The 21,279-nt window shown below is 69.3% G+C and carries 17 protein-coding genes; 9 read left to right on the plus strand and 8 right to left on the minus strand.

Annotation, left to right across the window (positions count from 1 at the left end):
* Positions 1-27 precede the first annotated feature (27 nt).
* The 3 genes from PK606_RS10325 to PK606_RS10335 are packed head-to-tail and all read right to left on the minus strand — an operon-like array spanning position 28 to position 3,778.
* Positions 28-1,851 (minus strand): M61 family metallopeptidase, encoded by a 1,824-nt coding sequence (locus PK606_RS10325; RefSeq protein ID WP_324563549.1) that lies wholly within the window; start codon positions 1,849-1,851, stop codon positions 28-30.
* 31 nt (positions 1,852-1,882) lie between these two features.
* Positions 1,883-2,596, minus strand: coding sequence for a DsbC family protein (locus tag PK606_RS10330; protein WP_324563551.1), 714 nt, complete (start codon positions 2,594-2,596; stop codon positions 1,883-1,885).
* Between the two features lie 54 nt (positions 2,597-2,650).
* Positions 2,651-3,778 carry an FAD-dependent monooxygenase gene (locus PK606_RS10335; protein WP_324563554.1) on the minus strand — a complete coding sequence of 376 codons (1,128 nt, stop codon included), beginning with the start codon at positions 3,776-3,778 and terminating at the stop codon, positions 2,651-2,653.
* Positions 3,779-3,890: 112 nt separating this feature from the next.
* Between PK606_RS10335 and PK606_RS10340 the strand changes: the two genes are divergently transcribed.
* Positions 3,891-4,760, plus strand: a complete 870-nt coding sequence (locus PK606_RS10340) for an MOSC domain-containing protein (RefSeq protein ID WP_324563556.1) — start codon at positions 3,891-3,893, stop codon at positions 4,758-4,760.
* Positions 4,761-4,822: 62 nt separating this feature from the next.
* Here the strand turns inward: PK606_RS10340 and ffh are convergent, their stop codons facing one another.
* Positions 4,823-6,250, minus strand: coding sequence for a signal recognition particle protein (gene ffh / locus PK606_RS10345; protein WP_324563558.1), 1,428 nt, complete (start codon positions 6,248-6,250; stop codon positions 4,823-4,825).
* A gap of 95 nt (positions 6,251-6,345) precedes the next feature.
* Here ffh and PK606_RS10350 point away from each other — a divergent pair, with 95 nt between their 5' ends.
* The 8 genes from PK606_RS10350 (at position 6,346) to PK606_RS10385 (ending at position 16,563) form a co-directional block, all read left to right on the plus strand.
* A complete protein-coding gene (locus PK606_RS10350) occupies positions 6,346-7,155 on the plus strand; it encodes a cytochrome C assembly family protein (RefSeq protein ID WP_324563560.1) in 810 nt (269 codons plus the stop codon).
* Complete coding sequence (locus tag PK606_RS10355) at positions 7,152-7,382, plus strand: PP0621 family protein (RefSeq protein ID WP_324563562.1); 231 nt, start codon at positions 7,152-7,154, stop codon at positions 7,380-7,382. The genes PK606_RS10350 and PK606_RS10355 overlap by 4 nt, the downstream gene beginning before the upstream one ends.
* A complete protein-coding gene (locus PK606_RS10360) occupies positions 7,379-9,145 on the plus strand; it encodes a sensor histidine kinase (RefSeq protein WP_324563564.1) in 1,767 nt (588 codons plus the stop codon). Before PK606_RS10355 ends, PK606_RS10360 begins: the two co-directional genes overlap by 4 nt.
* Positions 9,142-10,671 (plus strand): sigma-54-dependent transcriptional regulator, encoded by a 1,530-nt coding sequence (locus PK606_RS10365; protein WP_324563566.1) that lies wholly within the window; start codon positions 9,142-9,144, stop codon positions 10,669-10,671. The genes PK606_RS10360 and PK606_RS10365 overlap by 4 nt, the downstream gene beginning before the upstream one ends.
* Positions 10,658-11,254 carry a 1,6-anhydro-N-acetylmuramyl-L-alanine amidase AmpD gene (gene ampD / locus PK606_RS10370; RefSeq protein WP_324563569.1) on the plus strand — a complete coding sequence of 199 codons (597 nt, stop codon included), beginning with the start codon at positions 10,658-10,660 and terminating at the stop codon, positions 11,252-11,254. The genes PK606_RS10365 and ampD overlap by 14 nt, the downstream gene beginning before the upstream one ends.
* 421 nt (positions 11,255-11,675) lie before the next feature.
* On the plus strand, positions 11,676-14,585 hold the full coding sequence (locus PK606_RS10375) for a ribonucleoside-diphosphate reductase subunit alpha (protein ID WP_324563571.1): 2,910 nt from the start codon (positions 11,676-11,678) through the stop codon (positions 14,583-14,585).
* 120 nt (positions 14,586-14,705) lie between these two features.
* The gene (locus tag PK606_RS10380; protein WP_324563573.1) at positions 14,706-15,860 is read left to right on the plus strand and encodes a ribonucleotide-diphosphate reductase subunit beta; all 1,155 of its coding nucleotides are present in this window, start codon (positions 14,706-14,708) and stop codon (positions 15,858-15,860) included.
* 193 nt (positions 15,861-16,053) lie between these two features.
* Positions 16,054-16,563 carry a histone gene (locus PK606_RS10385; protein WP_324563575.1) on the plus strand — a complete coding sequence of 170 codons (510 nt, stop codon included), beginning with the start codon at positions 16,054-16,056 and terminating at the stop codon, positions 16,561-16,563.
* 120 nt (positions 16,564-16,683) lie between these two features.
* On the opposite strand, the gene PK606_RS10390 is transcribed toward PK606_RS10385, so the two are convergent.
* The 4 genes from PK606_RS10390 to accC form a co-directional block, all read right to left on the minus strand.
* Entirely contained in the window at positions 16,684-17,589 is a 906-nt protein-coding gene (locus PK606_RS10390; RefSeq protein ID WP_324563578.1) for a carbohydrate kinase family protein, read from the minus strand.
* A gap of 65 nt (positions 17,590-17,654) precedes the next feature.
* Positions 17,655-18,620, minus strand: a complete 966-nt coding sequence (locus tag PK606_RS10395) for a zinc-ribbon and DUF3426 domain-containing protein (RefSeq protein WP_324563580.1) — start codon at positions 18,618-18,620, stop codon at positions 17,655-17,657.
* 86 nt (positions 18,621-18,706) lie between these two features.
* Positions 18,707-19,591, minus strand: a complete 885-nt coding sequence (gene prmA, locus PK606_RS10400) for a 50S ribosomal protein L11 methyltransferase (protein ID WP_324563582.1) — start codon at positions 19,589-19,591, stop codon at positions 18,707-18,709.
* Positions 19,592-19,618: 27 nt separating this feature from the next.
* Positions 19,619-20,968 carry an acetyl-CoA carboxylase biotin carboxylase subunit gene (accC, locus tag PK606_RS10405; RefSeq protein WP_324563583.1) on the minus strand — a complete coding sequence of 450 codons (1,350 nt, stop codon included), beginning with the start codon at positions 20,966-20,968 and terminating at the stop codon, positions 19,619-19,621.
* Positions 20,969-21,279: the final 311 nt, after the last annotated feature.

The following is a 21,279-nucleotide window of genomic DNA, read 5'->3' on the forward strand; positions in this document are numbered from 1 at the left end:
GCCGGCCACGCCGGTTGCGGACGGTGGTCAGCGGCCCGGCCACGTGCTGCGGGCGTCAGCAGCTTCGCGCGCCAGCAGACGCCAGGTGGTGGCTTGCGCCGGCAGGATCAAAGGCAGGCGCAGCAGGCGCTTGTCGCGCGCCACCAGGACCGTGACGCTGCGAGCCGTCCCGGCGTACAGCGGCAGATCGTCCAGCCGCGTCAGGCGCCAGGCCTCGGGCGCCGGTGCCGGCCGGCCGCGCCGGCGCGGCGGCGTCAGCTCGACACCCAGCCATTCATCGCCCGCCGCCAGGCCGGCGCGTGCCGCCGGCCCGCCGTCGAGCACGACTTTGATGGTGATCCCCGGCCCCTCGCTCACGCGCAGGCCGAGCGCCTGGGCCAGTTGCGACGGCTCCTCGAGCACCACGATGCCGTGCGCCTCCAGCAAGGGCTTCAGGGGCAGCTCGTCCGTGCCGTGCACCCAGGCCGCCAGTTCGGCGCTGAAGTCGCGCCCGCCCAGCTCGGCCAGCTCGGCGACGAAATCCGACTCCTGCATCGGCCCGCCGGCGCAGCGGCGCCACAACGCGCGCATCAACTCGTCCAGCGTGGTGCGACCCTCATGCCGCAGCGTCAGGTCGAAGCACAGCGCCACCAGCGCGCCCTTGGTGTAGTAGCTGATGGTGCTGTTGGCGGTGTTCTCGTCCGGGCGGTAGTAGCGCACCCAGGCATCGAAGCTGGCCTGCGCCACCGACTGCCGCTGCCGGCCCGGCGCCTGCAGCACCTGGTTCATGTGCTTGTTCAGAAGCTTCAGGTAGGCCGCGTCATCGATCAGTCCGGCACGCAGCAGCAGCAGGTCGTCGTAGTAGCTGGTGAAGCCCTCGAAGAACCACAGCAGGCGGGTGTAGTTCTCGCACTCGTAGCGGTAGTGCTCGAATTCGGTCGGCCGCAGGCGCTTGACGTTCCAGGTGTGGAAGTACTCGTGGCTGATCAGGCCCAGCAGGGTGACGTAGCCGTCGCCCACGCGCGCCGCGCTGTCCGGCGCGTCGTGGCGCGGCAGCTCGCGCCGGGCGCAGATCAGCGCCGTGCTGTTGCGGTGTTCCAGGCCGCCATAGCCCTCGTCCACCGCGTTCAGCATGAACAGGTAGTGCCGGTGCGGCGGCCGGCCGGCGCCGTGCCAGAAGCGGATCGCCGTCTCGCAGATCTTCTGCGTGTCGCGCAGCAGGCGCTCGCCGTCGAACGATGCCGGTGCACTCGCCACCACGAAGCGGTGCGTGACGCCGCCGGCCTTGAAGTCGCCGCTCCAGAACGTGCCCAGCTCGACCGGGTGGTCGACCAGTTCCTCGTAACTGGCGGCGACGTAGCGACCGAAGCCGCGCCGGTCCACCGCCTGCGGCGTCATTGCGGTGGCGAGCTGCCAGTCGGGCCGGTCCGCCGGCGGCTCGATCGTCAGCGCATGCGCGTCGGCCTCCTGCCCGTGCACGCACAGCAGCAGGCCGGTGCCGTTAAAGAAGCCGCGCTGCCCGTCCAGCCAGGCGGTACGCACCGAGTTGTCGAAGGCATAGACCTCGTAGCGCAGCACGAGCGGCTTGCCCGGATCGCATTCGATGTCCCAGCTGCACTTGTCGAGCTGCTCCAGCGCGCAGGCACGGCGCCCCTGCTGCGCCCGCAGGCCCTGCAGGTGGCGGGCAAACTCGCGCACCAGGTAGCTGCCGGGAATCCACACCGGCAAGGACACGCGCTGGCGCGCCGCCGGCCTGGGCACCGTCAGCTGAACGGCGTAGCGGTGCCCATGCAGGCTGGCGACCGAGACCGTGTAGTGCAGCGCGGTGATGCCGTCAGCGGCCGCGCTGGTCTTGCGTTGACGGGTCCCCATCGCCAGGTGTCCGCACTGCCGGCGCGCGCCTTCAGCGCGCCAGGTTCTGCTCCAGCTGCTGGGTGTTGATGGCGCCCGGCACGCGTCGGCCGTCGGCGAAGATCAGCGTCGGCGTGCCGGTGATGCGGTACTTCTTGGCGAAGTCCAGGTTCTCGGTCAGTGCGTCGGTGTTGCAGTCGCCGGCGCCCTTGGGCGCGACTTCGCGCAGCATCCAGTCGTTCCAGGTCTTGAGCTTGTCGGCACTGCACCAGATCTGGCGCGACTTGGTCACCGAGTCGCTGCCGAGGATCGGGATCAGGAAGAAGTACACGGTGACGTCGTCGATCTTCTGCAGGTCCTTCTCGAAGCGCTTGCAGTAGCCGCAGTTCGGATCCTCGAACACCGCCAGCTTGCGCGTGCCCTTGCCGAACACCTGGGTGAAGGCGTTCTTCAGCGGCAGGTCCTTGAAGTCGATCGCGGTCAGCTTCTCGACGCGCTCCTCGGTCAGGTTCTTGCGCGCCTTGGTGTCGAGCAGGCTGCCCTGGATCAGGAAGTTGCCCTCGGCGTCGGTGTAGAGCAGGTCAGTGCCGATGCGGACCTCGAACAGGCCCTTCATCGGCGTCTTGCTGATCTCGTCGATGTTGCTCAGGGCCGGGATGCGTTCCGCCAGGTTCTTGCGGATGGTCGCCTCCTGGGCGCCGGCCAGCAGCGGCAGGGCCAGGGCGCAGGCCAGCAGTGCGGCACGGGTGCGAAAGGGCAGGGTCATGGTGGACGGCATTCGTGGTTGCGGGAAAGGACTATGGATCAGAGCCGCCGGTGTTCAGGCGGTTCCCATCGCCAGGCGGGTGACGCGTGACTTCAACGGCCCGCTGACATCGAACAGGCTCATGCCCCAGTTGCGCAGCGCGGCGGCGCCGGCCTCGGGCCGGCCGAACAGCTGCTGCAGGGCATCGGTCGCCAGGCTCATGCGCAGCCAGTCGGCCTGGCGCGCGCGCTCGTAGCGGCGCAGCAGCTTCATTTCGCCGGGCGAGCGCCAGTTCTCGCGCTGGGTCAGCACCCGGGCCAGTTCGGCCACGTCGCCCAGGCCGACGTTCAGGCCCTGCCCGGCCAGCGGGTGCATGGCGTGCGCGGCGTCGCCGGCCAGCGCGAAACTCTGCTGCGGCCGGCCCGGCATGCGGCCGACCCAGCGCGTCGCGTGCGCCAGCAGCAGCGGCCAGTGCGCGCGCGGGCTGTTCATGTGCAGCGCACCGAGCACGCCGCCGCTGGCCTCGAACAGGCGAGCCGCGAAGGCCGCGTCGTCCAGCGCCAGCAACTCGGGCAGGCGTTCCTCGCGCACCGACCAGACCACCGCCACCTGGTGGCCTTGCGGCCCGTCGAGCGGCAGCAAGGCCAGGATGTCGCCCTCGGGCGTGAACCACTGCCGCGCCACCTGCTGGTGCGCTCGCTCGCAGTCCAGCCGCGTGGCAATCGCCTGCTGCGGGTAGCGCGTGGTCTCGAAATCGACGCCCAGCTCGTCGCGGGTGCGGCTGGCGCGGCCTTCGCAGACCACGGTGAGCGGCGCCGGCACCGGCTCGCCGACGAGCTCGATGTCGGCCTGGTAGGCCACCGCCTCGCGCAGCTGGCGCTCCAGCGTCGGCACGTCGACGATCCAGTTCAGCGCCGCCACCGCCTGCGTGTCGGCACTGAAGCGCACCGCGCCCTGCCGATCGCCGAACACCTCCATCGCCAGCACCGGCGTGGCGGCGCGCGGCTCGGGCCAGCAGCGCACGCGCTCGAGCAGCTGGCGCGCGGCGGCGTTGAGCGCGTAGGCGCGCACGTCCGGCACCGCATCGCTGCGCGCGGGCGCAGCCACCAGCGCCACCTGCAGGCGCGCGCGCGCCAGCAGCAGCGCCAGCGTGCGCCCGACGATGCCGGCGCCGCGAATGCAGATGTCTGGGGTAGCAGCCATGCGGGCCATTGTAGAAGGCGGTCTTGCGCCGCAGCGGCGACGCGCCCGGACGGCTGCACCGCGGTGACGCACAATCGGCCCCGACTCATCCGCTCCTGCCCTGATCCATTCCATGCCCGCAGCCCAGCCCGACGTGCACGCCTGCCTGGCGCGCCTGTTCATCCACCCCGTCAAGTCCTGCGCCGGCGTCGAGTTGCGCGAAGCACCGCTGCTGGACACCGGCCTCGATCTCGACCGCGCCTGGATGGTGGTCGATGCCGAGGGCCGCTTCGTCAGCCAGCGCGAACTGCCGCGCATGGTGCTGGTGCACCCGCAGATCAAGCTGACCGAGGTGGTGCTGCGCGCGCCCGGCATGCTGGCGCTGCACCTGGGCATCAACGAGGTCGAGCAGCCGGCCCGCGTGCGCGTGTGGAACGACGAGGTCGAGGCCTGGGACATGGGCAAGGTCGCGGCCCAGTGGTTCAGCGACTTCCTCGGGCAGCCCGGCCTGCGCCTGGTGCGCTTCGACCCCGAGGTGCGGCGCTGGGCGTCGAGGCAGTGGACCGGCGCCATCGAGGCGCCGATCGAGTTCGCCGACGGCTTTCCGCTGCTGGTCGTCGGCGAAGCCTCGCTGGCCGAGCTGAACCGGCGCCTGGCCGAGGCCGGCCACGCGGCAGTCGGCATCGAGCGCTTCCGGCCCAACCTGGTGCTGAGCGGGCTGGAGGCGCATGACGAGGACCGGCTCGACGAGCTGCGCATCCAGACCGCCGATGGCCAGGTGCTCCTGAAGCTAGTCAAGCCCTGCGGACGCTGCCCGATGCCCAACGTCGACCCCGCGACCGGCGCCGTGAGCCCCGAGGTGATGGCGACGCTGCAGACCTATCGCGCCGATGCGCGGCTGGATGGTGCGCTCAGCTTCGGCATGAATGCCATCGTCCTGGATGGCGCCGGCCAGACCCTGCGCGCGGGCGACGCCGCCAGCGCGAACTGGCGTTTCGACTGATCGCCCGCTGGCGCGGCGGGCATGCCTCGCCAGCCCCGAAACCAGGGCGGCAGGGCGCCGCGTCAGGACCGCCGCTTGCCGCCGCCCGGCCCGCCGATGTCCGGCGGCAGGGGCGGCATGCCGGCGCCGCCAAGCATCCCGCCCAGGCCCTTCATGCCGCCCATGCGGCGCATCATCTTGGCCATGGCGCCGCCCTTGAACTGCTTCATCACCCCCTGCATCTGCTCGAATTCCTTCAGCAGGCGGTTGACTTCCTGCACCTGAACGCCGGCGCCGGCGGCGATGCGGCGCTTGCGCGCGGCCTTCAGCAGTTCGGGCTTGCGGCGCTCCAGCGGCGTCATGCTGTTGATGATGCCTTCCTTGCGCTTGATGTCCTTCTCGGCGCGCGCCAGGTCGGCGTCGCTGGCCTTGCCGGCGAGCTGGCTCGGCAGCTTGTCCATCAGGCTGCCGAGGCCGCCCATCTGCTTCATCTGCTGCAGCTGACCCAGGAAATCCTGCAGGTCGAACCCGCTGCCGCTCTTGACCTTCTCGGCCAGCTTCCTAGCCGCTTCGATGTCGACGTTGGCGGTGACCTGCTCGACCAGCGCCACCACATCGCCCATGCCCAGGATGCGGCCGGCGTGGCGCTCGGCATCGAACACCTCGAGGCCATCGATCTTCTCGCTGACGCCGGCGAACTTGATCGGCGCGCCGGTGACCTGGCGCACCGACAGCGCCGCGCCGCCGCGCGAATCGCCGTCCATCTTGGTCAGCACGATGCCGGTCAGCGGCAGCACGTCGCGGAACGCCTTCGCAGTGTTGGCTGCGTCCTGGCCCTGCATGGCATCGACCACGAACAGGGTCTCGACCGGATTCAGCGCACCGTGCAGGGCCTTGATCTCGGCCATCAGGGCCTCGTCGATCGCCAGCCGGCCGGCGGTGTCGACGATCAGCACGTCGTAGAAATGCTTCTTCGCGTGGTCGAGCGCCGCGCGGGCGATGTCGAGCGGCTGCTGCTCGGGCGTGCTCGGAAACCAGTCGGCGCCGGCCTGCGCGGTGACGGTCTTGAGCTGCTCGATGGCGGCCGGGCGATAGACGTCGCCCGACACCGTCAGCACCTTCTTCTTGCGCCTCTGGATCAGGTGACGCGCCAGCTTGGCCGTGGTGGTGGTCTTGCCCGAGCCCTGCAAACCCGACATCAGGATCACCGCCGGCGGCTGGGCCGACAGGTTGAGGTCGGCCACGCCCTCGCCCATGGTCGCCGTCAGCTCGCGGTTGACGATGCCGACCAGCGCCTGGCCGGGCTTCAGGCTGCCCAGCACCTCCTGACCCATGGCCTTGTCCTTGACGCGGGCAATGAAGTCGCGCACCACCGGCAGCGCGACGTCGGCCTCGAGCAGCGCCATGCGGACCTCGCGCAGCATGTCCTGCACGTTGGACTCGGTGATGCGCGCCTGGCCGGAGATCTTCTTGACCAGGCTGGAGAGCTTGTCGGTGAGCGCTGTGGCCATGAGGGTTTCACGCGCAGCGGCGGCGCGTGCGAAAAAGCCGTGGAAAAGAGCGCGGCTTGACCGCCGAAAATGGGCCAAACCGCTAAACTGTGCCCATGATTCTAGCCAGCCCCTCCCCCGTCGGCCTGCTGCTGGCCGCGGCAGCGGCATCGGCATACGCCGTGCCGGCGCTGGCGGCGCGCATGGTCGGCGCCATCACCGCGCGGCGCGTGCTGCTGCTGGCCTGGCTGCTGCATGGCGTGCTGCTGGCCTGGAACCTGCTGGAAGGCCATGCCCGCTTCGGCTTCGCGCCGGCGCTGTCGATCACGGTGTGGCTGGTGCTCACCGTGTACGCGATCGAGAGCCAGCTCTATCCGCAGATGAAGGCGCGCTGGGCGCTGGCCGGTTTCGGCACGCTCACCATCGTGCTGGCGCTGCTGTTTCCGGGCGCGCCGCCGCCGCCCACCTCGTCGCCCCTGCTGCCGCTGCACTGGGCGCTCGGCATCGCCGCCTACGGCCTGCTGGCGGCGGCGGTGGTGCACGGCTGGGCCATGTCGCGCGCCGAGGCGCGCATGCGCCAGGCGGTGCAGGCGGTCGACGGCGGCGTGCCGCTGCTGACGCTGGAGCGCCTGATGTTCCGCTTCGTCGGCGCCGGCTTCGTGCTGCTGACGCTGACCATGCTGGCCGGTGCCTTCTTCGGCGAGGTGCTGTACGGCAGTTCCTACACCGGCTGGCGCTGGGACCACAAGCGCGTGTTCACGCTGCTGTCCTGGCTGACCTTCGGCGTGCTGCTGTTCGGCCGCACGCGTTTCGGCTGGCGCGGCCGGCGTGCGGTGCGCGTGCTGTACATCGGCGCCACCCTGATGCTGCTGGGCTACGTCGGCTCGCGCTTCGTGCTCGAGGTGCTGCTGGAGCGCGGCGCATGAAGCTGCTGATCGTGCTGGTGGCGGTGCTGGCGGGCGTCTGGCTGTGGCAGCGCGGACGGCGCCTGAAGCACGACGACGACGAGAGCCCGCGCACGGGCCGGCAATCGACGCTGCCGATGGTGCGCTGCACGCGCTGCGGTGTCCACGTGCCCGGCGACGAGGTGGTGGTGGGGCGCGCCGGCCAGTACTGCTCGCTCAAGCACCGGCGCGAGTCCGAGGGCGAATGAAGCCCGCCCAGCCGTCGCGGCAGCCGGCGGCCTGGCCCGACGCAGCGCCGGCCGCCAATCCAGCGGCGCGGCGCCGCGCGATCCGGCCGGCCGACCACGCCAACGGGCCCGCGCTGCCACGGCTGTGGTCGGCGCTGCTGTCGGCGCGCGTGCTGATCGCGCTGGTCATCCTGGGGCTGCACCTGGTGATGGACCGGTCCGGGCGACCGGTCGAACCCTGGGTGCTGGGCATCTGCGTCGCCTACGTCGCACTCACGCTGCTGGCGCGCATGATGGCCGGCAGCGGCACCCAGGAGCAGTCGCGCGAGGCCCACTGGCACTACGCGGTGGCGGTCGACGTGGTGTTCGTCATGGCCCTGCACTGGCAGCAGGCCGCGGACATCCGCTACACGCCGCTGCTGGTGCTGCCGGTGCTGCTGGCGGCGATCATGGGTTCGCGCCCGCTGGCCCTGGGCACGGCGGCGCTGGTCACGCTGCTGCTGCTCGGCCACGCCGTCTGGGCCGCCGGCGCGGCCGGCTGGGCCCATACCGCGCACATCGCCGAGGCCGGCCTGACCGGCGCCGGCCTGCTGATCCTGGCCTGGCTGGGCAGCCAGCTCGCCGGGCGGCTGCGGCGCGAGGAAAGCGCGGCACGCCGCAGCCGTGCCGAAGCGCAGACGCAGTCGCTGGTCAACAGCCTGGTCATCGAGGCGCTGCCCGAAGGCGTGCTGGTGATCGACACCGCGCAGCGGGTACGTGCCGCCAACCCGGCCGCGCGGGCGCTGCTGGCGGTCCAGCCGGCATCGCTGCCGGCACAGTTCGGCCTCGATGCCGACCCCGGCTGGGCGCCGCTGCTGGCACTGGCCCGGCGCAGTTTCACCGGCGTACCGATCGAGGCGACGCAGATCGCGCTGGGCGGCGGCGGTGACGACGCGCACCAGGTGCTGGTGCGGGCCCAGCGCACCAGCGCGCCCGGCCGCGACGGCGCCAGCCTGTGCGTGATGTTTCTGCAGGACCTGCAGCAGATCGAGGAGCGCATCAGCACGGAGAAATTCGCCGCCCTGGGCCGCATGTCGACCGCCGTCGCGCACGAGATCCGCAACCCGCTGGCGGCCATCAGCCAGGCCAACGCCCTACTGGAGGAAGACCTGCGCGCGCCCGAACAGCAGCGCCTGGCCGCCATGGTGCGGCAGAACGCGCAGCGCCTGGGCCGCATCGTCGACGACATCCTGAACGCCACCAGGGCGCAGGGCCTAGATAGCGCCGGCCGACCGCAGCTGCTGCCGCTCGACGACGAGGTCGCCGCGCATTGCCGCGAATGGGTGGCGCAGCACGGATCCATGGCCACGCGCCTGCAACTGACGCTGCAGGCGCCGGGCGCGCGGGTCCGCTTCGAACGCGAGCACCTGCGCCGCATCCTGATCAACCTGCTCGACAACGCCGCGCGCTACGCCAGCCCGCACCCGGGCACCCTGCAGGTCGGCACGCGGGCGCCGCGCGACGGCGCCGCGACCCTGTCGGTGTGGAGCGACGGACCGCCGCTGCCGGCAGCGGTGCGGCAGCACCTGTTCGAGCCGTTCTCGTCGTCGCGCAGCCGCTCCAGCGGCCTGGGCCTGTTCATCTGCCGCGAACTGTGCGAACGCCACGGCGCCGGCATCGCCTACGAACGCGTCGCGCGCCCGCTGCAAGGCCGACAGGTGGACGGCAACGACTTCTCGATCCGCTTCGCCCCTGCCGGGCACGCCGCCAGCAGCACGCCGGCGCAGCAACTGGCGGTCTCATGAGCACGCCGCAGCCCGCCCCGAGCCCGGCCCGGATCCTGGTGGTCGATGACGAGCCGGATCTGCGCACGTTGTACGAACTGACGCTGCTGCGCGAGGGCCACCAGGTCCACACCGCCGGCTCGCTGGCCGAGGCACGCGGGCAATTGGGGCGGCAGCGCTTCGACGTCGTCATCACCGACATGCGGCTGACCGACGGCCAGGGCATCGAATTGCTGCGTGAGCTGTCGGCGCGGCGCGCCAGCGAGCGCAGCGTCGTCATCACCGCCTACGGCTCGGCCGAGAACGCGGTCGAAGCGCTCAAGTGCGGCGCCTTCGACTACCTAACCAAGCCGGTCGATCTGCAGCAGTTCCGCAGCGTGATCAATGCGGCCGTATTGGCCGAGGGTGCCGCCACCAGTCCGGCACGGGTCGCGGCGCCGGACCAGGCCGCCGCGCCAGCGGCCGACGCCGGCCCAGCCGTCGACACCGATTCCGGCCACGCCGCCCTGGCGCGCCTGGTCGGCGAGTCGGCCGCCATGCGCGCCATCAAGCAGGCCATCGTGCGGGTCGCACCCAGCATGGCGCCGGTGCTGGTGCGCGGCGAATCGGGCACCGGCAAGGAGCTGGTGGCGCAGGCCATCCACGCCTGCAGCCACCGGGCGGCGGGGCCCTTCGTGCCGGTCAACTGCGGCGCCATTCCCGAGAACCTGCTCGAAGCCGAGTTCTTCGGCGCCCGCAAGGGCGCGTACACCGGCGCGCAGCAGGACCGCAACGGCTTCTTCCAGGCGGCACGCGGCGGCACGCTGTTCCTCGACGAGATCGGCGACCTGCCGCTGGCGATGCAGGCCAAGCTGCTGCGCGCGATCCAGGAGCGGCGCGTGCGACCGCTTGGCGACACACGCGAGGAGGCGATGGACGTGCGCATCGTCAGCGCCACGCACAAGGACCTGGCCGCCGAAGTGCAGGCCGGCCACTTCCGGCAGGATCTGTACTACCGCCTGAACGTGATCGAGATCGTGGTGCCGCCGCTGCGCGCGCGGCGCGAGGATCTGCCCGCGCTGTGCAGCGCCCTGCTGCGGCGCATCGCGGACGAAGCCGGCCTGGACGCCCCGGCGTTGCCGGACGGGCTGCTGCCGGAGCTTGCCACGGCGCCGCTGCCCGGCAACGTGCGCGAGCTGGAGAACCTGCTGCACCGCGCGCTGGCGCTGCGCGGCGAGCCCGATGGCGAAGCCGCATCGGTCGCCGCCGTGGCGCAGCCGCAAGCCGCCGCGATGCCACGACCGAGCGCGCAACCGGCACCGGCGGACGCGGCGAACGCCGCCGCACCTGAATCCGACTCCGCGCTGCCCGCCCTGCCGGTCGACCTGCAAGCCTGGCTCGACCAGCAGGAGCGCCGGGTGCTGGAACACGCGCTGCGCGCAACCGGCTTCAACCGCACGGCCGCGGCAGCCTTGCTCGACCTCAACCTGCGCCAGATCCGCTACCGCATCGCGCGCCTGGGCATCACCGCGCCCAGCGACAAGGCGCCAGGCGATGAGCCGGGCTGAGTGCATGGACGCGCTCTGGCAGGCCGGCTGGTACCGGCACGCACGCACGCTGGCGTCGCCCAACTTCGGGCCGCGTCCGGCGGGCACCGATATCAGCCTGATCGTGGTCCACTCGATCAGCCTGCCGCCGGGCGAGTTCGCGGGCGAGCAGGTGCAGGCGCTGTTCACCAACACGCTCGACTGGGACGCACACCCCTACTTCGACGCCATCCGTGGGCTCGAGGTCTCGGCGCATTTCTACATCCGCCGCGACGGTGCGCTGTGGCAGTTCGTCAGTTGCGACGAACGCGCCTGGCACGCCGGTCCATCGTGCTTCCAGGGCCGCGCCAACTGCAACGACTACTCGGTCGGCATCGAGCTCGAGGGCCTGGAGGGCGGGCCGTTCGAACCGGCGCAGTACGAAAGCCTGGCGACGCTGTGCGCGGCGCTCGGCCAGCGCTACCCCATCGCCGCCGTCGCCGGCCACGAGCACATCGCGCCCGGGCGCAAGTTCGACCCCGGACCTGGCTTCGACTGGACGCGCCTGCGGCAGGCGCTCGGCTGGAAGGCGAGCGCGTTTCCCGCAACCGGTCATGTCGGTTAGCGCTCGACGGTTTGGGAACCCGTTCGCACTGAGCCGTTCGACAAGCTCACGACAGGCCTTGTCGAAGTGCAGACTGTACGCAGGGCTTCGACAGGCTCAGCCCGAACGGTTTCCATATTCTTGAACGCGGTTCCGTATCAGGCGTAGGTAGCGCTTGCGCACCGACACACCGACGCGGCGCGCAGCCTACGCCACCCAACGCGCCACCCGCCCCCACCGCCCATCGATCCACCGGCGCGCAGGCCGCCAGCAGGCCGGAGCAGCGATGCTCCAGCGTTCTGGAACAGACTCAGTAGAAACACCACAGATAGTGTCTTGAACTTATCTAAAACACTATATATAGTGTTCTTGCCTGCAGTCGCCAACGAACAAGAAAACCGATTGCAGCGCCTCTTCGACCACACCTCAGCAAAGGATTCCCATGCAAACTGCAAGCACGACACGCCCGCCCATCGGCGTGCCCGACGCTGCCGGGCGCGCCCCCGCAGATGCCGTGATCGCGCCCGCCAGCGCCTACGCCCACTACCAGATCATTCGCCGCAACGGCGCCGTGGTCGCCTTCGAACCGAGCAAAATCGCGGTGGCGATGATGAAGGCCTTCCTGGCCGTGCACGGCACGCAGGGCGCGGCCTCGGCCAGCGTGCGCGAGCTGGTCGACAGCCTGACGCACACCGTCGTGCGCGCGCTGATGCGCTCGCGCCCGGGCGGCGGCACCTTCCACATCGAGGACGTGCAGGACCAGGTCGAACTGGGCCTGATGCGCGGCGGCCACCACGAGGTGGCGCGCGCCTACGTGCTGTACCGCGAACGCCGCGCGCAGGAACGCGCACAGAAGAAGACCGAGGCCGCGGCGCCCGCACCGGTGCTGCACGTGCTGGAGCGCGGCGAGCGCGTGCCGCTGGACCTGGCGGCCTTGCGGGCTCTGGTGGAACAGGCCTGCGCCGACCTCAGCCCCGAGGTCAGGGCCGAGCCGATCCTGGCCGAAACCCTGCGCAACCTGTATGACGGCGTGCCGGCGGACGAGGTCTACAAGGCCGCCATCCTGGCCGCACGCACGCTGATCGAGAAGGAGCCCGACTACAGCCACGCCACTGCGCGCCTGCTGCTGCACACCGTCGCCCGGGAGGTGCTGGGCGAGACGCTGAGCCTGCCGCAGCTGGCGGATCGCTACGCCGACTACTTCCCGCAGTTCATCCGCAAGGGTGTGGACAACGAACTGTTGGACGAGCGCCTGCTGCAGTTCGACCTGGCGCGGCTGGGCGCGGCGCTGAGGCCTGAGCGCGACCTGCAGTTCGACTACCTCGGACTGCAAACACTCTACGACCGCTACTTCCTGCACGTGCGCAAGCAGCGCATCGAACTGCCGCAGGCCTTCTTCATGCGCGTGGCGATGGGCCTGGCGCTTCATGAAATCGACCGCGAGGCGCGCGCGATCGAGTTCTACGAGGTGCTGTCGCGCTTCGACTTCATGAGCAGCACGCCGACGCTGTTCAACAGCGGCACGCGGCGCCCGCAGCTGTCGAGCTGCTACCTGACCACGGTGCCGGACGAACTGGACGGCATCTACGAATCGATCAAGGAAAACGCCCTGCTGAGCAAGTACGCCGGCGGCCTGGGCAACGACTGGACCCGCGTGCGCGCGCTGGGCAGCCACATCAAGGGTACCAACGGCGAATCGCAGGGCGTGGTGCCGTTCCTGAAGGTGGTCAACGACACCGCCGTGGCAGTCAACCAGGGCGGCAAGCGCAAGGGCGCGGTATGCGCCTACCTGGAGACCTGGCACCTCGACATCGAGGAATTCCTGGAACTGCGCAAGAACACCGGCGACGACCGCCGCCGCACGCACGACATGAACACCGCCAACTGGGTGCCCGATCTGTTCATGCGCCGCGTGATGGAGCAGGGCCCCTGGACGCTGTTCTCGCCTTCCGAGGTGCCCGATCTGCACGACAAGTCGGGTGCCGAGTTCGAGCAGGCCTACCTCGCCTACGAGGAGCGCGCGGCGCGTGGCGAGATCAGCCCGAGCAAGACCCTGCCGGCCGTCGAGCTGTGGCGCAAGATGCTGTCGATGCTGTTCGAGACCGGGCATCCCTGGATCACCTTCAAGGACGCCTGCAACCTGCGCAGCCCCCAGCAGCACGCCGGCGTGGTGCATTCCAGCAACCTGTGCACCGAGATCACGCTCAACACCAGCGACACCGAGACCGCGGTCTGCAACCTGGGCAGTGTCAACCTGCTGCAGCACCTGAAGGACGGAGCCATCGATCACGACAAGCTGAAGCAGACGGTGTCGACGGCGATGCGCATGCTCGACAACGTCATCGACATCAACTACTACGCGGTGAAGAAGGCGCGCGACGCCAACCTGCGGCATCGCCCGGTCGGCCTGGGGCTGATGGGCTTTCAGGACGCGCTGTACGCGCTGCGCATCCCCTACGCCTCCGAAGCGGCGGTGCAGTTCGCCGACGAATCCATGGAGGCGATCTGCTACCACGCCTACTGGGCCAGCACCGAACTGGCGGCCGAGCGCGGCCGCTACTCCTCCTACAAGGGCTCGCTGTGGGAGCGCGGCGTGCTGCCGCTCGACACGCTGGAGCTGCTGGAGCAGGCGCGCGGCGGCTACGTGGAAGTGGATCGCAGCAGCACGCTGGACTGGGACGCGCTGCGCACGAAGATCGCGCACGACGGCATGCGCAACAGCAACTGCATGGCGATCGCGCCCACGGCCACCATCAGCAACATCATCGGCGTCGACGCCTCGATCGAACCCTGCTTCGGCAACCTGTCGGTCAAGAGCAACCTGTCGGGCGAGTTCACCGTCATCAACCAGCATCTGGTGCGCGAGCTCAAGCGCCTGGATCTGTGGGACGAGGTGATGGTGATGGACCTCAAGCACTTCGACGGCTCGCTCACGCCGATCGACCGCGTGCCGCGCGAGTTGAAGCAGCTCTACGCCACCGCCTTCGAGATCGAGCCGCACTGGCTGGTGGAGGCCGCCGCGCGCCGGCAGAAGTGGATCGACCAGGCGCAGAGCCTGAACATCTACATGGCCGGCGCATCGGGCAAGAAGCTCGACGACACCTACAAGCTGGCCTGGCTGCGCGGCCTGAAGACGACCTACTACCTGCGCACCACCAGCGCCACGCAGGCCGAGAAGTCGACCGTGCAATCAGGCCGGCTCAATGCCGTGCCGAGCGACGGCGGCGGCGCTGCGCGCATGAGCGCAGCGCGCGCCGAGCCGTCCACGCTGCACCCACACCTGGCCGAGGCACCGGCGACCGACGTGCGCTTGTGCGCCATCGACGATCCGGGCTGCGAAGCCTGTCAATGAACAAAAGCGCGCAACGCGGCACGCATGCGATGCCTTGTTGCAACACTTATCGAGCAACGATGTGAATGAGCACTTTTCTTTTCATAGCGTTGCTCCCATAATCGGAGCATTGGAAAAACCATGTTGAACTGGGATCACGACGCCCCCTCAACCACACTGCAGCCGCGCCTGCAGCCGGTGATAGAAACGCCGCCCGTCGCCGCCGCCGTTTCAGCACCCACAGCCGCCGCCAGGACCGGCGCCGCCAGCCGGCAGCAGCGCCGCGTCAATGTCGCCGACAAGCGCATCATCAACGGCCAGACCGACGTCAACCAACTGGTGCCGTTCAAGTACAAGTGGGCCTGGGACAAGTACCTGGCCACCTGCGCCAACCACTGGATGCCGCAGGAAATCAACATGAACCGCGACATCGCGCTGTGGAAGTCGCCGAATGGCCTGAGCGAGGACGAGCGCCGCATCGTCAAGCGCAACCTGGGCTTCTTCGTCACCGCCGATTCGCTGGCCGCCAACAACATCGTGCTGGGCACCTACCGCCACATCACGGCGCCCGAGTGCCGCCAGTTCCTGCTGCGCCAGGCCTTCGAGGAGGCCATCCACACCCACGCCTACCAGTACATCGTCGAGTCGCTGGGCCTGGACGAGGGCGAGATCTTCAACGCCTACCACGAGGTGGCGTCGATCCGCGACAAGGACGAGTTCCTGATCCCGTTCATCGACGCCATCATGGACCCGGCCTTCGTCACCGGCACGCCCGAAGCCGATCAGACGCTGCTGAAAAGCCTGATCGTGTTCGCCTGCCTGATGGAAGGCCTGTTCTTCTACGTCGGCTTCACCCAGATCCTGGCGCTCGGCCGGCAGAACAAGATGACCGGCGCCGCCGAGCAGTACCAGTACATCCTGCGCGACGAGTCGATGCACTGCAACTTCGGCATCGACCTGATCAACCAGATCAAGCTGGAGAACCCGCACCTGTGGACGGCCGCCTTCAAGGCCGAGATCAAGGCCTTGTTCGAGCGCGCGGTCGAACTGGAATACCGCTACGCCGAGGACACCATGCCGCGCGGCGTGCTGGGCATGAACGCCTCCATGTTCAAGGGCTACCTGCGCTACATCGCCAACCGTCGCGCGACCCAGATCGGCCTCGATGCGCTCTATCCGAACGAGGAAAACCCGTTCCCGTGGATGAGCGAGATGATCGATCTGAAGAAGGAACGCAATTTTTTCGAGACCCGCGTCATCGAGTACCAGACCGGTGGCGCGCTGTCCTGGGATTGATGCCGCGACGACAAGACCGTGCAGTCACCGAATCAGCAATCCGCCAGCGGCGTTCGCGCGCCGGTGGGCGGTTGCGCCCTTGTTCATGGTGATGGGGACAAGCTCCAGTGCCATGAATCGCTTCGTGTGTCCCAACAGGCGCGAAGTGTTTCCTGCTGTTGAACGTTCAACCGAAAGACTCTAGGAGAAAAACATGGCAACTGCAAAGAAACCGGCCGCCAAAAAGGCCGCCACAAAGAAAGCCGCGCCTGCCAAAAAGGCCGCACCGGCGAAGAAAGCTGCGCCGGCCAAGAAGGCCGCACCCGCCGCCAAGAAGGTAGCCGCGAAGAAAGCCGCTCCTGCCAAGAAGGCCGCACCGGCCAAGAAAGCTGCACCGGCCAAGAAGGCCGCACCCGCCGCCAAGAAGGTAGCCGCGAAGAAAGCCGCTCCTGCCAAGAAGGCCGCACCGGCGAAGAAAGCTGCACCGGCCAAGAAGGCCGCGCCCGCCGCCAAGAAGGTAGCCGCGAAGAAAGCCGCTCCTGCCAAGAAGGCCGCACCGGCGAAGAAAGCTGCGCCAGCCAAGAAGGCCGCACCGGCTCCCAAGAAAATAGCCACGAAAAAGGCGCCGGCCAAGAAAGCAGCCGCCAAGAAAGCGGCACCAGCGGCGCAGACCACGCTGAACCCGCAGGCCGCGTGGCCCTTCCCGACGGCCAGCAAACCCTGACAAGCATAAGAAAGCGGCCCTCGAGGCCGCCGTTCCTGCAACCCGACACGCTCCGGCGTGTTCGGGTTTTTTTCAGTCCGGGCGCGGGATCACAACGATGCCGCGCGCAGCCAAGTCAACTCAGGCCAGGGCCAGCACGCCCGCATCGACGCTGTAGTTCTGCGGTCCGCGCTGGGCGATCTTGAGTGCCCCCAGCCGGTTTCCCAGCGCCGCGCAGCGCGCCAGGTCCCAGCCCTGCTCCAGACCGTGGAGCAAGGCGCCGCGCCAGGCATCGCCGCAGCCGGTCGGATCGACCACCTGCGCCGCCGGCACGGCCGGCACATGCCGGCGCTCACCCTGCTCCCAGATCTCGCAGCCATCGCCACCCAAGGTCACGATCAGGCCGCGCACGCGGCGCGACAGCTCGGCCAGTTCGACGCCCATGCGGTCGCACAGCATGCGGCCCTCGTAATCATTGACGGCGACCCAGCTCGCCAGCTCGACGAAGCGCGCCAGCTCGGCACCGTCGAACATCGGCAGGCCCTGGCCCGGATCGAACACGAACGGAATGCCGGCGGCGTGGAACTGCTCGGCATGCTCCAGCATGGCGTCACGCCCGTCCGGCGCGACGATGCCGAGCCTGATGTCGTCGCGCGCCGCAACCCGGTTGCAGTGCGCCTGCATCATGGCGCCGGGGTGGAAGGCGGTGATCTGGTTGTTGTCGCGGTCGGTCATGATCATGGCCTGCGCGGTGTAGCTGTCATCAATGCGGCGCACGAACTCGGTGCTGATGCCCAGTTCCTCGAAGCGCCGCAGGTAGCCGGCGCCGTCGTTGCCGACCGCCGCCATCGGCAGCGGCGTGCCGCCGAGCTGGCGCATCGCGTAGGCGATGTTGCCGGCGCAGCCGCCGAAGTCGCGCCGCAGGCTGGGCACCAGGAACGAGACGTTGAGGATGTGCAGCTGCTCAGGCAAGATCTGCTGCGCGAAGCGGCCCTCAAAGCTCATGATGGTGTCGAATGCTAGCGAGCCGCAGATCAGGGTGGCCATGGTGTCGTCGTAGGTTGGTCAGGAAAGAAAAATACTGGCTGCAGCCAATACCGGTCATCCCATCGTCACGGGTGGAACAGCAGCAGCCGGTAGCCGCTCACATCCGCAGGCCGGGCCGCGTCGGACACGGTCAGGTCGCGCACCAGCCGGATCTCGGCGCGCGGATCGAGCGTGACTGGCGCCTCCAGTTCGGAAGCCGGCACCACGCGTCGCAGCAGCACCTGATCCTGCGCATCGGTCAGCGTCAGCTCCAGCGCTGGTGTCGCCACCGGCAGGTCGGCATTGTTGCGCACCGTGAAACTGACGCGAAAGCGGTCCGGCAGCAGGCGCTGGAAGGCGGAACCCTCGATCACCACGGCATCCAGCTGGCGCAGTGGATCGCCCCGGCAGGCCAGCGGTTCGCACAGGGCTTGCAGTGCCGGCCGCAGCGCCGGCCAGTGCGCCGCCAGCCAGTGGCGCTGGCTCAGGGCGAGCTGCAGCGCCAGGCTCAGCAGCAGGACCAGCAGCAGCGCCCACATGAGCAGCTGCTTCCCGGCGCCGGCCGCGGGAACCGGTGCGGCAAGAAACGGCGCTTCACCCACCGTCCCCGGCATCGCCTGGGCGGCATCCGCGCTTTGGCTCGCGCTCGCCAAGCTGCCCGGTTCCAAGCGGTCTTCAGCAGCGGGGGATGGCCCCCGCTCGCCGACCAGATCGTCGGGCGCATCCGATTGGCTCGGCTCGGCCGCTTCCACCGGCATCGCCGCAACAGCGGCAACGTCCCGTACCACCTCATGTCTGGCCACGAGTGGCGCTGCTGCTGCGCGCTCGCGCGGCTGCTCATCCACACTGTCGATTGACGCTTCCGCCGTGGGCGCCGAATCCGTCGCCGGCAGCTGACCGGGCGCAAGCGCGTCGTGCTCCAGCATGTGCGCGGCAGCGACGAACACCTCACCGCAATGGCCGCAGCGTACCCAGCCATCGGCCACGCGCAACTGGTCCGGCACGACCCGGAAGGCGGTCGCGCAGGCCGGACATTGCGTGACGGAACTCATGGGGCGGCGGTGCGAAGCTGCGGCGAAGCGTAGCGTGGCGATTGTAGGCAGCGGCCTGCCCGCGAATCGTCCGGGCGCTCAGGCACTCAGGCGCGGCGCGCCACCAGCAGCACCCAGCCGTCCTCGCGATCGGCGACCTCGAGGGCCAAGTAGGCTTGGTAGGTGGCTTGCAGTTCCTCGGTCTGGCGCTCCAGCACGCCCGCCAGCACCAAGGCGCCGCCCGGGGCGACATGCTGGCACAGCAGCGGCGCCAGCACTTTCAAGGGCGTCGCCAGGATGTTGGCCAGTACCGTGCCGTATTCGCCCCGCGCCGCATCGGGCAGGCCGGCGCACAGGCGCACGCCGTTGGCGGCCGCGTTGTCCAGAGTCGACTGCACCGCAGCCTCGTCGATGTCCACCGCATCGACTTCCGCCGCGCCATGCAATGCCGCGCCGATGGCCAGGATGCCGGAGCCGCAGCCGTAGTCGAGCACGCGCTGGCCGGTGGGCGGATGCGCCGCGATCCAGCGCAGGCACATGCGCGTGGTGGGATGCGTGCCGGTGCCGAAGGCCAGCCCCGGATCGAGCCGGATCACCTGCTCGGCCTGCGCCGGCACCTGGTGCCAGGTCGGCACGATCCAGAACGCCGGCGTGATCTCCACCGGCTCGAACTGCGACTGCGTCAGACGCACCCAGTCCTGGTCGGGCACGGTCTCGATCGCCTGCACCTCGCAGCCGGCGAAGAAATCCTGTAGCGCGAGCAGCCGCGCCGCCTCCTGCGCCGCCGCCTGGTCCGGGAACAGCGCCAGCACACGCGAGCGCACCCAGCTCTGTGCCGGCGGCGGCATGCCGGGTTCGCCGAACAGCGCGCGTTCGCCCTCGGTTTCGGCGTCGGCGTCCTCGACCGACACGCTCAGCGCATCCAGCGCCTGCAGCGCGTCGGAAATGGCTTCGACCCGCTCCTCGGGGCAGACCAGACGCAGTTCGAACATGCGAAAAACCAGCTGGGCGAGTTGCGCTCAGCGCTGGTGCTCGCTCAGCCACTTCTCCAGGTAGTGGATGTTGGTGCCGCCTTCCATGAACTTGGCATCGACCAGCAGCTCGCGGTGCAGCGGGATGTTGCACTGGATGCCCTCGACCACGGTCTCGGCCAGCGCGGTCTGCATGCGCACGATGGCCTGCTCGCGCGTGTCGCCGTAGACGATGATCTTGCCGATCATCGAGTCGTACTGCGGCGGCACGAAGTAGTCGTCGTAGATGTGCGAATCGACCCGCACACCGGGCCCGCCCGGCGGGTGCCAGTAGGTGATGCGACCCGGCGAGGGCGTGAACTTGAACGGATCCTCGGCGTTGATGCGGCACTCGATCGCGTGGCCCTTGATCTGGATCTGCCGCTGCGTGAACGGCAGCTTCTCACCCGCCGCCACCATGATCTGCGTGCGCACGATGTCGACGCCGGTGATCCACTCGGTCACCGGGTGCTCGACCTGCACGCGCGTGTTCATCTCGATGAAATAGAACTCGCCGTTCTCGTACAGGAACTCGAAGGTGCCCGCACCGCGGTAGCCGATCTTCTTGCAGGCCGCCACGCAGCGCTCGCCGATGCGCTCGATCAGGCGGCGCGGGATGCCCGGCGCCGGGCCTTCCTCGATCACCTTCTGGTGGCGCCGCTGCATCGAGCAGTCGCGCTCGCCGAGGTAGACCGCGTTGCGGTGCTTGTCGGCGATGATCTGGATCTCGATGTGGCGCGGGTTCTGGAGAAACTTCTCCATGTACACCGCCGGGTTGTTGAAAGCCACCGCCGCCTCGCCCCTGGTGGTCTGCACCGCGTGCAGCAGCGCCGCCTCGGTGTGCACCACGCGCATGCCGCGCCCGCCGCCGCCGCCGGCGGCCTTGATGATCACCGGGTAGCCGATGCTCTTGGCCATGCGCTTGATGGCCGCCGGTTCGTCCGGCAAGGCGCCTTCGGAGCCCGGCACGCAGGGCACACCGGCCTTGATCATGGCCTGCTTGGCCGACACCTTGTCGCCCATGATGCGGATCGACTCCGGCGTCGGGCCGATGAACTGGAAGCCGCTTTTCTCCACCCGTTCGGCGAAATCGGCGTTCTCGCTCAGGAAGCCATAACCGGGGTGGATGGCCTCGGCGTCAGTCACCTCGGCTGCCGAGATAATGGCCGGCATGTTGAGGTAGCTCTGGCTCGAGGGCGCCGGACCGATGCACACGGCCTCCTCCGCCATCTTGATGTACTTGGCGTCCTTGTCGGCCTCGGAATAGACCATCACGGCCTTGATGCCGAGCTCGCGGCAGGCGCGCTGCACGCGCAGGGCGATTTCGCCGCGGTTGGCGACCAGGATCTTCTTAAACATGCGCGCCCCCGCGGCTCATCGCCCGCGCGCTGGCGCGCGCCAGGTCGGTTTGCTTCGCCTGGCCCGTGGCCAGAACGCCGCGGTTGGCGACCAGGATCTTCTTAAACATGCGCGCCCCCGCGGCTCATCGCCCGCGCGCTGGCGCGCGCCAGGTCGGTTTGCTTCGCCTGGCCCGTGGCCAGAACGCCGCGGTTGGCGACCAGGATCTTCTTAAACATGCCCACCTTCGCGGCTCGTCGCCCGCACGCTGGCACGTGCCGGGGCGGTTTGTTTCGCCTGGCCTGTCGCCAGGATGCCGCAGTCGACGACCA

The organism is Ottowia sp. (genome assembly GCF_035444425.1).
Taxonomy (GTDB): Bacteria; Pseudomonadota; Gammaproteobacteria; order Burkholderiales; family Burkholderiaceae_C; genus Ottowia.